Source organism: Microbacterium halotolerans (assembly GCF_003569805.1).
In the GTDB taxonomy this organism is placed as follows: Bacteria; Actinomycetota; Actinomycetes; order Actinomycetales; family Microbacteriaceae; genus Microbacterium; species Microbacterium halotolerans.
In genome coordinates this window covers 360,497-375,425 of record NZ_KZ984051.1, presented here as the reverse complement: position 1 = coordinate 375,425, position 14,929 = coordinate 360,497, and the positions used below count along the sequence as shown (strand labels likewise).

At 70.5% G+C, this 14,929-nt stretch carries 10 protein-coding genes; 7 read left to right on the top strand and 3 right to left on the bottom strand.

Features of this window, described 5'->3' with window-relative positions; translation table 11 throughout:
* The first annotated feature begins 40 nt into the window (after window positions 1–40).
* The 5 genes from DZG09_RS01665 (at window position 41) to DZG09_RS01640 (ending at window position 7,136) form a co-directional block, all read left to right on the top strand.
* A complete protein-coding gene (locus tag DZG09_RS01665; RefSeq protein WP_240423603.1) occupies window positions 41–1,852 on the top strand; it encodes an amidase family protein in 1,812 nt (603 codons plus the stop codon).
* Window positions 1,853–2,081: 229 nt separating this feature from the next.
* Window positions 2,082–3,392, top strand: a complete 1,311-nt coding sequence (gene nadA / locus DZG09_RS01660; protein ID WP_119695999.1) for a quinolinate synthase NadA — start codon at window positions 2,082–2,084, stop codon at window positions 3,390–3,392.
* Window positions 3,389–5,152: an L-aspartate oxidase gene (gene nadB / locus DZG09_RS01655; protein ID WP_162893105.1), complete on the top strand. Its 1,764-nt coding sequence runs from the start codon at window positions 3,389–3,391 to the stop codon at window positions 5,150–5,152. Before nadA ends, nadB begins: the two co-directional genes overlap by 4 nt.
* Window positions 5,146–6,000 carry a carboxylating nicotinate-nucleotide diphosphorylase gene (gene nadC / locus DZG09_RS01645; RefSeq protein WP_119695998.1) on the top strand — a complete coding sequence of 285 codons (855 nt, stop codon included), beginning with the start codon at window positions 5,146–5,148 and terminating at the stop codon, window positions 5,998–6,000. Before nadB ends, nadC begins: the two co-directional genes overlap by 7 nt.
* The gene (locus DZG09_RS01640; protein WP_119697317.1) at window positions 5,994–7,136 is read left to right on the top strand and encodes a cysteine desulfurase family protein; all 1,143 of its coding nucleotides are present in this window, start codon (window positions 5,994–5,996) and stop codon (window positions 7,134–7,136) included. Before nadC ends, DZG09_RS01640 begins: the two co-directional genes overlap by 7 nt.
* A 91-nt stretch (window positions 7,137–7,227) precedes the next feature.
* Here DZG09_RS01640 and DZG09_RS01635 read toward each other — a convergent pair whose 3' ends face one another.
* The 3 genes from DZG09_RS01635 to eccCa all read right to left on the bottom strand — a co-directional run bounded on the left by DZG09_RS01635 (window position 7,228) and on the right by eccCa (window position 12,004).
* Complete coding sequence (locus DZG09_RS01635; RefSeq protein ID WP_119695997.1) at window positions 7,228–7,509, bottom strand: WXG100 family type VII secretion target; 282 nt, start codon at window positions 7,507–7,509, stop codon at window positions 7,228–7,230.
* Between the two features lie 20 nt (window positions 7,510–7,529).
* Entirely contained in the window at window positions 7,530–7,841 is a 312-nt protein-coding gene (locus tag DZG09_RS01630) for a WXG100 family type VII secretion target (protein WP_162893104.1), read from the bottom strand.
* Window positions 7,842–8,005: 164 nt separating this feature from the next.
* Complete coding sequence (gene eccCa / locus DZG09_RS01625; RefSeq protein WP_119695995.1) at window positions 8,006–12,004, bottom strand: type VII secretion protein EccCa; 3,999 nt, start codon at window positions 12,002–12,004, stop codon at window positions 8,006–8,008.
* Between the two features lie 85 nt (window positions 12,005–12,089).
* On the opposite strand from eccCa, the gene DZG09_RS16485 reads away from it, so the two are divergent.
* Complete coding sequence (locus DZG09_RS16485) at window positions 12,090–13,424, top strand: hypothetical protein (protein WP_162893103.1); 1,335 nt, start codon at window positions 12,090–12,092, stop codon at window positions 13,422–13,424.
* Window positions 13,421–14,884, top strand: a complete 1,464-nt coding sequence (locus tag DZG09_RS01620) for an FHA domain-containing protein (protein WP_162893102.1) — start codon at window positions 13,421–13,423, stop codon at window positions 14,882–14,884. Before DZG09_RS16485 ends, DZG09_RS01620 begins: the two co-directional genes overlap by 4 nt.
* The last annotated feature ends 45 nt before the right edge of the window (window positions 14,885–14,929 follow it).

Here is a 14,929-nt window from a genome sequence, read left to right as displayed (position 1 = left end):
CGCGAACACGCGCAGCAGAACGCGCGAGGAGAGGAAGACGATGACGAGTGCGCGCCGATATGCGGTCGCGGCTGTCGTGGCGGTGCCGGCGATCCTGGCGGGAACGCTGACCGGCGGCATCGCCACCGCGGCGACCTCGGACGAGGCCTCAGCCCCGATCCTGATGCCGTACTACACCGAGCTCGACCTGACGGGAGACGAGCAGGTCACGACGGCGGATCTCGAACGGGTCGGCGAGCTGCTCGGCACCGCTGAGGGCGACGCCGGATGGGGTGAGGCCGCAGCAGCGGATGTCGACGACGACGGCGTCATCACGGTCGCAGACCTCGCGGAGATCTCGAGCCGCATGGTCTACGACGACGGCCCGTTCGAGCTCGTGGAGGCGAGCGTGGTCGACATGCAGGCGGCGATGAACGCGGGCGCCACGACCGCTGTCGAGATCACCCAGGCCTACGTCGATCGCATCGGCGAGTACGACCGTGAGGTCGTCGAGCAGGGCGGCAGGCCGCTGAACTCGATCATCACGGTGAGCGACACGGCACTCGAGGCCGCTGCGGCGGCGGACGCGCAGCGTGCCGAGAGCGGTATGACGAGTCTGCTGCTGGGCGTTCCCATCGCGGTGAAGGACAACTACGACACCGTCGGCATGCCGACCACGGCCGGCTGCGGCTGCTGGGACGACAACTGGACCGCCGATGACGCCGCCATGGTGTCGGGGCTGCGCTCCGACGGTGCGGTGATGCTGGCCAAGGCGAGCATGGACGAGTTCGCATACGGATTTGCCTCGGAGTTCTCCGCCGGCCAGGCGGCGGGCGAGTCGCTTCTGGTCGCGAGCCCGTATGCGACCGACCGGACCGCTGGCGGCTCCAGCGGCGGTACGGGGGCGGCGATCGCCGCCAACCTCGCGGGCATCGGCTTCGGCACCGACACGGGAGGGTCCATCCGGGTTCCCTCCTCGTACAACCAGCTGGTCGGTGTGCGCCCGACGATCGGCCTGGCCAGCCGCGACGGCATCGTGCCGCTCGCGCTGTCGCAGGACACGGGCGGGCCGATGGGGCGCAGCGTCGTCGACGCAGCGGCAGCGCTCGACGCGGTCGTCGGCGTCGACGAGGCCGACCCCGTGACCTCGGCACAGGAGGGGCGGGTGCCGCGGTCGTACACCGAGGAGCTCGAGGACGTGGCGCTCGATGGCACCCGGGTCGGGTTCGTCCCCTCGATGCTCGGCAGCAACCCCACAACGCTGCGGCTGTGGGAAGAGGCGAAGCAGTCGCTCGAGGCGCGCGGAGCGACCGTCGTGGAGATCGACGAGCCGGGCTGGTTCGCCGACGTGCTCGGCGAGGGCAGCGGCAGCACGAACGAGTTCCGTCACGACCTCGACGCCTACGTCGAGGCGCACCTCGATCCCGGCGTCGAAGCACGGTCGCTGGAACAGGTGCTCGAGTCGGGGAAGTACGTTCCGAGCCGTCAGCGCACCTACGAGCAGCGCGCGCAGATCACCGAGCAGCAGTACCTCGAATGGGCGGGCCCGGAGGGCACGCACACGCAGGCTCTCGCGGAGTTCAAGGTCAGCGTGACGGGCCTGCTCGATGACCTCGACCTCGACACGATGGTGTATCCCAGCACTGACCCGTACTCTCCGCTTGGACGGAACATGCGTCTCAGCCCGAACACGGGCATGCCGGCGGTCACCGTGCCGATGGGCCAGGCGATCGAGGCCGACGGCACGATCGCGGGCGCGGGGGTCAACCTCGAGTTCCTCGGCCGCGACTTCGCCGAGGCCGACCTGCTCGGCTACGCGTACGCGTTCGAGCAGGAGGTGGGTGCCCGCACCAGCCCCGAGCTGTACGGCTGACCGACCGCGGGGGTGCGGCGTGCACCCCCGCGGTCCTCGGCGGGTCAGGCAACCGCAGAAACTCGGAGAATGCGCAGATCCTCGGTGGAGACCCCGCAGATCCTCCTAGGAGATGCGCGATCTCCTGGCTTCTGCCGCAGGCGCGGGTGATTTGTGGTTAAGGTCTGGTGCACCTTAACCTGGGGGCACACTTCGTGTCGATCTGACCCTAACTCCATGAGGAGTCGCCATGCCCGCCACCAGGATCACCCTCACACCGCTCGACGCTTCGGTCGCGCGCGAGATCGAGCTCATCGCCGAGGGGTCCTCCAGCGGATCGGTGTGCTCGAACGACCTCGCCGACGCACCGTGGTCGTTCGATCAGGTCCCCGGCTACGGGCCGGGATCGTCGATGGGCGATGTGATCCCGACGGACGCGCCGCGCCAGGGCGAGCTGCCGCGCGAGTACCGCGAGGCGGGCGAGGCCGAACTGGCCGAGCGCATCCGGGCGGCGAAGCAGACGCTCGGGGAGAAGGCCGTCGTGCTCGGCCACTTCTACCAGCGAGACGAGATCATCGAGCATGCCGACTACGTCGGAGACTCGTTCCAGCTCGCCAAGGCCGCTACACAGCATCCGGAGGCGGAGGCGATCGTGTTCTGCGGCGTGCACTTCATGGCCGAGACGGCCGATCTGCTCTCCCGACCCGACCAGCACGTCGTGCTGCCGAACCTGGCATCCGGATGTTCGATGGCCGATATGGCCGACATCGACGAGGTCGAGGACTGCTGGGAGCAGCTCTCCGACGTGCTCGGCCCGCTCGACCAGCCGGATGCTCACGGACGCGTGCCGGTCGTTCCCGTCACGTACATGAACTCGTCTGCCGCGATCAAGGGCTTCGTCGGCCGGCACGGCGGCATCGTGTGCACCTCGTCGAACGCGCGCACCGTGCTCGAGTGGGCATTCGAGCGCGGCCGCCGCGTGCTGTTCTTCCCTGACCAGCATCTGGGGCGCAACACCGCCCGCGCTATGGGCGTACCGCTCGACGAGATGCCGATGTGGAACCCTCACCGTGAACTCGGCGGCTCCAGCCGTGACGACCTCATCGGCTCGCGCGTCATCCTGTGGCACGGCTTCTGCTCGGTGCACCGCCGCTTCACGGTCGACCAGATCGCGCAGGCCCGCGACGAGCACCCCGGCGTGCGCGTGATCGTGCACCCCGAGTGCCCGCTGCCCGTGGTCGAGGCCGCAGACGAATCCGGCTCGACCGACCACATCCGGCGCGCGATCGAGGCGGCCGCCGAGCCGACCACGTTCGCGATCGGCACCGAGATCAACCTGGTGCGCCGGCTGCAGGCGCAGCACCCGCAGCACACCATCTTCTGCCTCGACCCGGTCGTGTGCCCGTGCTCGACGATGTATCGCATCCACCCCGGCTACCTCGCCTGGGTGCTGGAGCGGCTCGTCGCAGGAGAGACCGTGAACCGGATCAGCGTGACCGGCGATGTCGCCGAACCGGCCAGAGTCGCACTGGACCGGATGCTGCAGGCGCTGCCGCGATGACGCGCGTCGTCGTTGTGGGCAGCGGCATCGCGGGGCTGACCGCGGCGCTGGAGGCGCGGGAGGGCGGGGCGGACGTCGAGGTGCTGACCAAGGCAGCATCCGACGCGTCGAACACGCGGTATGCGCAGGGCGGCATCGCGTCCGTCGTGAGTTCAGACGATTCCGCTGAGGCCCACGCGGAGGACACGCTGCGCGCGTCCGGCGGGCTGGCCGACCCGGAAGCCGTGCGGGCACTCGTCGCAGGCGGGCCCATCGCGATCGCGGCCCTGGAGGTGCGGGGCGTCGGCTTCGACCGCGGCGCAGACGGGGCGCGGCTGCTCGGGCGCGAGGCAGTGCACTCCGCACCGCGCATCCTGCATGCAGGAGGCGATGCGACCGGCGCGGAGATCCAGCGTGGGCTGCTCGCGGAGTGTCGCGCGCGCGGCGTGCGGGTGCGCGAAGGGGTGTTCGCCGCGGACGTCGTGGTCTCGGGCGGCGGAGTCGTCGGCATCCGGATGATCGACGGCGGGTCGATCGCGGAGGAGTCGGCAGATGCGGTCGTGCTCGCCACCGGTGGTGTCGGGCAGATGTATGCGGTGACGACCAACCCGCAGGTCGCGACCGGCGACGGCGTCGCGATCGCGCTCCGAGCGGGCGCCGCGGTGCGCGATATGGAGTTCGTGCAGTTCCACCCGACGGTGCTCGCGGTCGGGGAGCCGTTCTTGGTGTCCGAGGCGGTGCGCGGCGAGGGCGCCGTGCTGCTCGACGAGGCGGGGGAACGGTTCGCACTCGAAGCCCACCCGGACGGCGAGCTCGCCCCGCGCGACGTCGTCGCCCGCGCGATCGCCCGCGCCATGGCGCGCCAGGACGGCAGGCCCGTGCTGCTGGATGCGACCGCACTCGGCGCGGCGCACCTGGCGCGTCGGTTCCCCACCATCGACCGCGTCGTGCGCGAGCGCGGGCTGGACTGGTCGCGCGCACCGATCCCGGTCTCGCCCGCAGCGCACTACGCGATGGGCGGCGCGGTCACCGATCTCGACGGGCGCACCACCGTGCCAGGACTGTATGCCGCGGGCGAGACCGCGCGCACCGGTGTGCACGGTGCGAACCGGCTCGCGTCGAACTCGCTGCTGGAAGGCGCGGTGTTCGGCGCGCGGGCGGGGAGGACCGCGGCGGCGATCGGACGCGGCGACACCGTCTCCGCAGGGGTGCTCGCGCGACGTGCGGCGGCTGCCTCAGCGGATGGCGCGAGCGGAGCCCAGTCCGTCGCCGCGCCGCTGCCGACTCCGGATGATGCAGGCAGGGGGTCCTGCATCCCGCAGCAGGACCAGCGGGGGCCAGACGCCACGGGCGCAGGCGATCCGCATGGACGCATCGTCGATGACACGACGACGGTGGGTGGCGACGGCATCTCGATCCCGCCGACTGTTCGTCCGGCGCACCGCACCACCGCCTCTCGCGACGCGGGGAACGTCGTTCTTCCGATCGAGATGGCGCAGCCTTTCTCCCGCGGTGCGCTGCAAGAGCTGATGTGGCGCTGCGCCGGGCTCTCGCGCGATGCGAAGGGCCTGGCTGAGGCGGCCGTCGCGATCGCACGGTGGCGTGCGGCCTTCCCGATGCCGCGCACCGCGCGCGAGCACGAGGACCGCAACCTGCTCGACGTCGCCGCCGAGATCGTGCGTGCGGCGTCCGCACGCACCGAGTCCGTCGGCGCGCACTGGCGCTCCGACGATGCGGCAGACCTCGGCCAGCCGGAGCCTGCGCTGGAGGCGGCATGCTGACCGGGAGCGCGATCGAACGCGTCGTCGCGGCGGCACTCGACGAGGACGCTCCGTGGGGCGACATCACCAGCGAGGTGCTCATCCCCTCAGACGCGGTCGCCGATGCGCAGCTGGTCGCACGTGAGTCCGGGGTGTTCAGCGGAGGGGAGGTGTTCGCCTCGGCATTCGAGCAGTTGGATCCGGACGCGAGGGTCGAGCTCACCGTCGCCGACGGTGACGCCTTCGCGCCCGGCGCGCAGCTCGCGCGGGTGACTGGTCGGGCCCGAGCCGTGCTCACCGCTGAGCGCGTCGCGCTGAACCTGACGCAGCGGATGTGCGGCGTTGCGACGCTGACCTCCCGCTACGTCGCCGCGGTGGCCGGAACCGGAACTCGCATCGCCGACACTCGCAAGACCACCCCGGGGCTGCGCGCACTGGAGCGTCACGCCGTGCGCTGCGGCGGCGGGCACAACCACCGCTTCTCGCTCTCGGACGCCGTGATGGCCAAGGACAACCATCTCGCGGTGATCCGCGAGCGCACGGGCATGACGACGACCGGGGCGCTCCGGCAGGCATCCGCCGCGCTGCCGCACACCATCCACGTGGAAGTGGAGGTGGACCGGCTCGACCAGATCGACGACGCGCTCGCCGCGGGCGTGGGCACGATCATGCTCGACAACTTCTCGCTGGAAGACCTGCGCACGGGCGTCGTGCACATCGCCGGGAGGGCGATCGTCGAAGCATCCGGCGGCGTCACGCTCGACACGGTCGGAGACATCGCCAGCACCGGAGTGGATGTGATCTCGGTCGGTGCGCTCACGCACTCGGCGCGCGCGATCGATCTCGGGCTCGACATCGAGGCATCGTGAGTCTCTTCCTCGACCACGCCGCGACGACATCCGTGCGCCGCGAGGTGCTCGAGGCGATCACTCCGATCCTCACGGGGGAGCCGGGAAACCCGTCGAGCACGCACGCGGCGGGGGAGCGGGCGCGGGCCGCGCTCGGGGCCGCGCGCGGCCGGGTCGCTCGGGCATTGGGGGTTCGCAGCACGGACGTCGTGTTCACCTCAGGCGGCACCGAGGCGAACAACCTCGCATTGCAGGGAATCGGCGTCGCGGCCGCCCGCGCGCGCGGGGCTCGGCACCTGGTGACCACACCGATCGAGCACTCCTCGGTGCGCGAGACGGCGCATTTCCTGGCCAGAGTGCACGACTTCGACGTCACCGAGGTCCGCGTCGACGGGCACGGTCTGGTCGATCCGGATGATCTCGCCGGCGCGCTCCGCGATGACACCGCGCTTGTCGCCGTCGGGCTGGCGAACAACGAGATCGGCACGGTGCAGCCGGTCGCCGAGCTCGCGGAGGCGTGCCGAGCGCGCGGGGTTCCGCTGCACGTCGATGCGGTGCAGGCGGCCGGATGGCTGCCGCTGGCGGGCATCGGAGCCGACGCGATCGCCATCTCAGGGCACAAGCTCGGCGGATTGCCAGGCACCGGCGCCCTTGCGGTGCGCGGTCGGGTTCCGCTGGAGCCGGTGCTGCACGGCGGCGGTCAGGAGCGCGGCAGGCGCTCGGGCACGGAGAACGTCGCAGGCGCCGTCGCGCTGGGCGTCGCCTCCGAGCTAGCGGAGCGGGAGCGGGACGAGGCCGCTGCGCGCGTGACGCGCATTCGTGACGCGTTCGTCGCCGAGGTGCTCTCGCGCATTCCAAATGCCTCGCTCACGGGCCATCCCCAGCGGCGGCTGCCGTCGATCGCGAGCTTCGTGATCGACGGGGTCAACGGCGAGTCGGTGCTGCTCGAGTTGGAGCGCAGCGGCGTGCTCGCCTCCAGCGGGTCGGCATGCCGAGCCGGCAGCACGGAGCCGTCGCACGTGCTGCTGGCGGCCGGGATAGACCCGGACACCGCGCGCACGGCCATCCGGTTCTCGTTCCCGCGCGGCCTGGACGCGGATCTCGCGCCGGTCGCGCGGGCGCTGGCAGCCGCCGTGACGGCGCTCGGGAACTCCTGACCGCCGAAACGAGACGGGCCGTCGCACTCGAGATCATCGAGTGCGACGGCCCGCGGGGTGCGTCCGCCGATATCGGCGGTGCAGGAGCTGCCTACCAGCGGCTCTGGTTCTTCCGCTCGCTGGCCTGGCCGTTGGCCGCGTCCTCCATGACCTGGCGGCCCATCTCCTGGAGGATCTGCTTCATCTCGGCCAGTGCGCTGTTCCACTGTGCCTTGGCGCGGAGGTATGCCTCCGAGGCCTCACCCGTCCAGTCCGCCTGCAGCGGCTTGAGGGCCTCCTCCATCTCGGACAGCTTGGTGTCGATGTTGCCTGCGCTCGTGCCGAGGTCGGAGCCGGCCATCTCGACGGCTCCGAACTGCATCTTGTAGTTCATGGTGTCGCTTCCCTCCGGTGTCAGCCGAGGCGGCCGAGGAACTTCTTCTGGGCCTGTGCCGACGTGTCGTCGGTGCTGGTGTATGACGTCTGCGAGTCGATCAGGTTCTGCTCGAACTGGTCGAGCGCGTTCGTGATCCGGCGCGACTTGTCCTGCCAGGCGCTGAACGACTGCTGGAACGCGTTCGAACCCGACCCCTGCCATGCAGCGTTGATCCCCGACAGCTTGCTACGGATCGCGTTCAGCTCCTGGACGATGCTGCCCTTGGACTCATTGACGATGCTGGCGCCACGCTGAAGGGCACCATCCGCTGCTGAGACTGCGTCTCCCACGGTCACCTCCTGGATATGAGGGCTGGTCGGCCCCGAGTACTTTCAGCCCTGAGGGCCGTGACGCCGATGCCCGGCGACAGAGAACACCCTACGGATCGGAGCAGGGAATGCCTATGGGTAGCTCTGCCCACGCGTGCTTCCCTCCCCTCTGCGAGGTGACGAGCCTACAGCGGCGACGGCGGTGTATGGGCGAGCTGCATGATCTCCAGACCGCGCTCGCGGGTGATCACCTTCGCCCTGCCGGGAAGCGCGGGAGTCGCCTTGACGTTGCCGATCAGCGGACCCTCGTCCGGGCTGCCCGAGAGCAGGATTCCGGGGGTCGCGAGGTCCCGCAGGGTCTGCATCACCGGTTCGAAGGAGGCGCGTGAGGCGCCGCCGGAACGACGGGTGAGGGTGAGGTGCAGCCCGACGTCAGCGGCCTGTGCCAGCAGAGGCTGCAGCACAGCGATCGGATTGCCGGACTGAGTGTTCACCAGGTCGTAGTCGTCCACCAGGATGAAGACCTCGGCGCCCGACCACCACGACCGGTCGCGCAGCTGCTGCGGTGTGACGTCGGGGCCGGGCAGGCGGCCGCGCAGGTACTCCACGAGGCCGGAGAGCTCCTCCGCGGCCTGCTCCGCCACGGTGTAGTACCCGGCGAGGTAGTCGTCCGGGATCTCGGAGAGCAGCGCCCTGCGGTAGTCGACGACGAAGAACTGCGCCTGAGAGGGAGACATCGTGCGCATCACCTCGCGCGCGAAGCCGCGCAGGAAGCCGGACTTTCCCGACTCGCTGTCGCCGAACAGGTAAAGATGAGGATTGCGCCGGACGTCGAAAGCCGTGGGCGCGAGTCTCGCCTCGTCGACGCCGAGGAGCACCTGCTTCTCGGCCGGCGTGCCGATAGCCTGGTGGCGCAGGTCGTCGAGGTCGAGCATCTCCGGGAGCAGGCGCAGCTTGGGGCCCTGCGGCCCCTTCCACGCCCGGTTCACCCGGTCGATCAGGTCATCGACGCCCTCGCTCAGGGTGTCGGGGTCGCCGGAGCCGTCCACTCGGGGCAGCGCGGTGAGCATATGGTGCTTCGACGGCGCGAGGCCCCGGCCCGGGCGCCCCTGCGGAACGTTCACGGCGACCTTGCGGTCGATCTCCGAATCGCTGGTGTCGCCGAGGCGCAGCTCGAGCTTCGATCCGAACGTGTCCCGGATGGCGTTGCGGAAGTCCATCCAGCGCGCAGTCGTGACGATCAGGTGCACTCCGAAGGTGAGGGCGCGCCCGGCCAGCGCCTGGATCTCGAACTCCATGTCGTCGAACTCGGAGCGGATCGTAGGCCAGCCGTCGATGATCAGGAACACGTCGCCGTATCCGTCGTCGGCTTTGCCCTGGGCGCGCAGACGTCGGTAGGTGTCGATCGAGTCGATGCCGTGCTCGGTGAAGTACCGCTCCCGGTCGTCCACGATCCCGGCGATCTCCTGGAACATGCGCCGGAGGACGTCGGGCTGATTCCTGCCTGCGACGCCGGCGACGTGCGCCATCTTCCCGAACGGCACGAAGGTGCCGCCGCCGAAGTCCATGATGTAGAACTGCACTTCGAGCGGCGTATGCGTGAGCGCGATGCCCGTCAGCACGCTGCGTGCAAGTGTGCTCTTGCCGGTGCGGGCGCCGCCGACGATCGCGAGGTGCCCGCCGGCGCCGATGAGGCTCATCACCAGGCTGTCGCGGCGCTGCTCGAGCGGTCGATCCACGATGCCCAGCGGCAGCGTGAGCGGTCCCGCCTTGCGCCAGCGCGGCGAGATCAGTCCGAGCTGCGGATCCTCAGCGAGGTCGCCGAGCATGTCATCGAACGTCGGTGGGACGTCGAGCGGTGGCAGCCACACCTGATGGGCCGGCAGGCTCTTGCCCTTCATCAGGGAGACCGCGATGTCGAAGGTCACCCGCTTCTCCTCGGGCTCACCGCTGTGCACCTCGGGCGTCGGCTCCTCCGGCTGGGCGGGCTCCTCCGGCACGGCGACCGGCGCGGCCGTGAAGGCCTTGGCCTCGATCGCGCGGATCGGCTTCTCAGGGCCGGGAGCCTGTGCTGATGCTCCCGCTCTCCGCCTGCGGGTCCTCGGCGGCGCGGAGACATAGGCGGCACGGAACTGAGTGAGCGTCTCGGCGTCCGACTTCAGGATGCCGTGGCCGCCGCCTCCCGGGAGGGTGAAGGCGTCTGGGACGCCGATGACGGTGCGCGAGTCCGCACCCGAGAACGTCTTCAGACCGATGCGGTACGACAGGTGCGATTCGAGGCCGCGGAGCTTTCCCTCTTCCAGCCGCTGCGTCGACAGCAGCAGGTGCACCTGCAGCGATCGGCCGAGTCGGCCGATCGCGACGAACAGCTCGGTGAAGTCCGGCTTGGCCGCCAGAAGCTCCGAGAACTCATCCGCCACGATCAGCAGTGCTGGCAACGGCTCGAGGTCGGTCCTGCCGCCCTTGCGCGCAGCCTCGTAGTCTCCGACGTTGGCGAAGTTCCCCGCGTCGCGCAGCAGTTCTTGGCGCCGTGTCATCTCGCCCTGGATGGCATCCTGCATGCGGTCCACGAGCGTCAGGTCGTCGCCGAGGTTGGTGATCACCGCCGACACGTGCGGCATCTCGGCCATGCCGGCGAACGTCGCACCGCCCTTGAAGTCGATCAGCACGAAGTTCAGCGCCTCTGACGAATGCGTCATCGCCAGTGAGAGCACCAGGGTGCGCAGCACCTCGGACTTGCCCGAGCCGGTTGCACCGATCAGCATGCCGTGGGGCCCCATGCCCTGCTGGGCCGACTCCTTGATATCGAGGATCATGGGATGCCCGGTCGAGGTGAGACCGATCGGCACCCTGAGCCTGTCGCGTGCTGAGCGGGGCTTCCATGCGAGCTCCGGATCGAAGTCGCGCACGTCGGGCAGGCCGAGCAGGTCGGTCAGCTCTGCGGAGATCGTGCGGGGACCGCCGCCTGACTCGTCCTCCTCGGCGGCCTCGACCATTCCGATCAGTCGCCGCGCCACGGCCTCTGCCGAGGCGATGCCGAGGAAATCCGGTGTCCCGCGCACCGCAGCCGCGCCGCGGCGGGCGACCGTGATCCCCTGGCCCTCATCCTCATCCTCGTCGATCGCGAGCCGAACGGTGAACGGATCGGTCAGCTCATCCCACTCCCGTGGGATGTCGATCACGGTGACGCCGTCGACGCCGCCCTCCGCCTGGATCGGATGGTCGGCCGGGAACCGGGCGCCGTCCGTGATCACCACGAGATGCGGCACCGTGCCGCTCACTCCGCCTGCGGGGCCGCGGGAGCGGACGTCCACGACGAGGCCCTCGATGTCGGACCACGACGCCCCGATGCGGCGGGCACCGCCCACCGCATCCGTGACGGTGTCGGACTGGGCGTGCGGCAGCCACTTCGCCCATTCCCAGTACGGCAGTTCGGCAGGTGATGCGACCACTGCGATCTGCAGGTCCTCCGGGGCGGCGAAGGTCGCCAGATGCGAGACGAGGGCACGCACGAGCCCCCGAGCGCGCACGGTCTCGCCCGCGACCTCGAGCCGCGCGCAGGCGCCGATGTTCAGCCCGAAGGGCAGATCAGGCACCTGGTCGTGGGTGAGAACGAACCGGTGCGCCGCCGACGCGCTGACGGGATCGAGCTGCGCCAGGGCGGGGATAGGGGCCTCCTCCAGCGTCATCGCAAGAGGCTGGCTGGCCGTGCCGATCCTGGCGACCAGGAAGTCCTTGTCGTTGTTGGTCCGCTCCCATACTCGGGAGCCCTCTTCGACGATGAAGGGCAGCGTCTCGGGCATCGGGAGCATCCACTCCTCGTACCTGCGCTGGCGAGAGGCGACCTCCCTGACGGCATCGCGGGTCTCAGCCAGATAGGCGAGGTACTCGCGCCGAGTGTTCTCGACGTTCGTGGAATGCTGCGACTTCTGGCGCCACATCTGCCCGCCCACCATGGACAGCGCCATGAACAGGAACATTCCGCCCATGATGTAGGTGCGGGTGGAGTCGCCGCCCTGAGAGAGCGAGAGAACGGCGACCGCTCCGAGGCTGCCGACCATCGGCAGCGCCATCATCAGCGTGTTCGAGGCGCCCTCGGGTTTGGGGAGCTCCGGTGCCTGCTGCAGGGTGAGTTGCCCGCCGGCCGGGGGCTTCGGCGCGCGACGGGTACTGGTGTTGCTCACGACGGGCCCTCCTCGAGTCGCCTACCATTGTGGCAGGGTGCGGGTACGAAACGGTGTCGTGTCGAGGATCATCGAGGGGCTGGGAGTGTCAGCGAAGGCAATTCGGCTCACTGTCGCGGACGCCCGCAGCCGACACGATCTCGTCGTCCGCGGCGATTCGACCGTGGCCGAGCTGCTCGCCGTCGGCGGCGTCGACCTGAAGCGGTACGTCGGAACGACCACGTCGGGAACCGCCATCGACCTCGACAGCGAGGTGTCGGTCTCACCGGGGGACGGCGGGGTGATCTGGCTGTTCGACCGCACGGCCGTCCCGTCTGCCCGTTCCTCCGACTCGGGCCGGGAGGCCGCCAGATCCGGGCTGTCTCGTCCCCGCTGGACCGTGCTGGCGCTGCTGCTGGTGGTCGCGCTCGGGATGCTGTTCGGCACGGTCTCCGCGCCGTCGCCGGTTTCCGTCGCCGTCTCGGTCTCCGTGCTGGCAGTCGGTGCGGTCATCCTGCTGGCGCAGCCCGTGTGCGAGCGGACCATCTACGTCGCCTTCCTCGCCCCCGCGTTGGCCGCAGCGGCGGGTGCGCTGGCTCTCTCGCCGTTCTCGGACGCCGGCGCGATGATCGCGGCGGGAACCGTCGCGGGAGCGACCGCCGCGTGCGCGCGACACGCGAGCGCCAGGGTGCGCGGAGAGGTGGCGGCCAGCACGACGGGTGTCATCGCGGCGCTGTGGGCGGTCTTCGCCGTGCTCAATGCGGCCGCGTTCCTCTCCGAGATCCCGGTTGCCGCCGTCGCCGCGGTGCAGGCCGCCTGCGCGGCCCCGATCTTCCACTACATGCGCGGTGCGGCCCTCGACGTCGCAGCCGACGAGCTGATCGACACCCCGTTCGTGATCCGTGATGCTCAGGGCATCCGCGCCAGACCCGCGTCCGAACCCTCTCCGGTGCGCGCCGACCGTGCCGCACATCAGACCCTGCTGGCGCGTCGTCGTTCCGAGGCGGGAGCGGTGACCGCGTGCTCGATCGCCCTGCTGTCCTCACTCTGCGCACTTCTCGCTTTCACCGACCGGACGATCGAGACGTGGTGCGTGCTGGGCGGAACGCTCGGCGTCGGATGCTACTTCCTGCTGACATCGCGCAGTCTGCGCGGTGGCCTGTCCCGCGGCGCCGCCATGGCGACCGGAGGCCTCGTGAGCGCGGCCGCGGCCGCGGCACTGCTGAACGCGCTGCAGGTCGGTCCTCTCCCGATCGCGCTCGGGCTGGTGCTCCTCGGAGGAATCGCAGCCTGCTTGGCCGTGCCGCTGGCCCAGGACTGGCGTTCCCTGGGCTGGTCGCGCACGGGCGACATCGTCCAAGCTGTTCTCCTCGCGCTCGCCCCGGCCGCACTCCTGTACGGCTCAGGGATAGCCGGACAGATCCTGGAGGTCTTCTCATGACCCTCACTCCGCCTGCCCCGTCGCATGCGCGGCCGACGCCCTCGCGCGAGGATTCGACACCGGGTCGGCGCGCGTCGGCTGGAAAGCGGGCGGGTGCGTATCTGATCGACATCGCGATCGTCGGAGCGATCGGCACGCTCGTCTGGCTGGTGACGGGGTCGTCTCCGCTGCTCGCGGTGACGCTGATCGAACTGTGGGTGATCGGCTGGATCTGGGAGGGGCATACGGGGGCGACGCCGGGAAACCTGGCCATGGGCATCCGCACGGTCCGACGCGACGCCGGCGTCAGCGTGGGCGCCGCAGGCATGCTTCCGCGCAGCGCACTGATGGGGCTGGCGCACGTGATCCCGGTGCTGCTGCCGGTCGGGCTCGCGGCATCCGGCGTGCTCGACGGCGTCGCCGGAGCGCGCGTGCTGGATGTCCGCAGCACGGGGAGAGCCGCCGCGGATCTCGGGGACGCGCCGATGCCCGACGGTCCGATGCTCGACGCTCGCGTGGTCGGAGACCGGTCGGGGCGTGCGCTGGACGCGCCGGATGACGTCGGCGCACCTCCTCCGCCGCCGCCCGCAGTGCCGAAGGAACAGGCGCCCGCTCCTCCCGTCGCGGCTCCTGGTGGGAACACGGTTCCCGTGTTCGAACTGGCCGACGGCACGGTGATCCACGTGACGGGTCTCGGCTTCATCGGCCGCGCGCCGCGTGCACCGGAGTCGATCCCGGATGCAATCTTGGTGCGTGTTCCGGACGGTGCGCGTTCGCTGTCGCGCACGCATGCCTCGTTCGGCATAGACGAGGAGCGGCTGTGGGTGCAGGATCTCGGCTCGACGAACGGCGTCTCCGTGCGTCATCCCGACGGAGGGATCACACCCCTCACCCCGCATATGCCGACCTTCCTCGTCCCGGGGGACGCGCTGATGCTCGGCGGTGACGCCGAGCTCCTGCACCGCAGGATCGCGGACCCGGACGCTGCGCCGATTCCGGCGCAGGAGGAGGCCCCGGCGCCGACCGCAGCGGCCCCGTCCCCACCGCAGCCCGTCGTGCAGGTGGCTCCGCACGGGCAGGCCTCGCCCGCCGCGGATCCGCCCGCGGAGCGGGAATCGGCGCCGTCCGCGCCAGTGCCGAACGCAGCGACGACCGTCGCCCTGCAGTTCCACGACGGGACGATCGTGCCGATCCGCGGCATCGGCTACATCGGCCGTGCGCCCAGGGTTCCCGAGGGCGAGCGGCCGGATGCCGCGCTCGTCGCCGTGCCCGACGGGGACCGGTCCGTGTCCCGCACGCACGGTCGGTTCGGCATCGTCGACGGCGAGGCGTGGTTCGAGGATCTCGGCTCCGGCAACGGCTCGTCTCTGCGCACAGGTGACGGCCGGACGGGTCCGATGACGCCGCACCAGCGCTTCGGCCTCGTGCCGGGGCTCGTGCTCGAACTCGGCGACTGCGTCGTGCGTGTCGTCTCGGTCTGACCGGGCGTCACCGACGCGCGGGCGGCGAAGTCGAGGGCCTCTCCC

Coding starts and splice junctions, on each gene's coding strand:
- nadA (WP_119695999.1), top strand. CDS start 2,082: ATGCCCGCCACCAGGATCACCCTCACACCGCTCGACGCTTCGGTCGCG.
- DZG09_RS01635 (WP_119695997.1), bottom strand. CDS start 7,509: ATGAACTACAAGATGCAGTTCGGAGCCGTCGAGATGGCCGGCTCCGAC.
- DZG09_RS01620 (WP_162893102.1), top strand. CDS start 13,421: ATGACCCTCACTCCGCCTGCCCCGTCGCATGCGCGGCCGACGCCCTCG.
- nadC (WP_119695998.1), top strand. CDS start 5,146: ATGCTGACCGGGAGCGCGATCGAACGCGTCGTCGCGGCGGCACTCGAC.
- nadB (WP_162893105.1), top strand. CDS start 3,389: ATGACGCGCGTCGTCGTTGTGGGCAGCGGCATCGCGGGGCTGACCGCG.
- DZG09_RS01665 (WP_240423603.1), top strand. CDS start 41: ATGACGAGTGCGCGCCGATATGCGGTCGCGGCTGTCGTGGCGGTGCCG.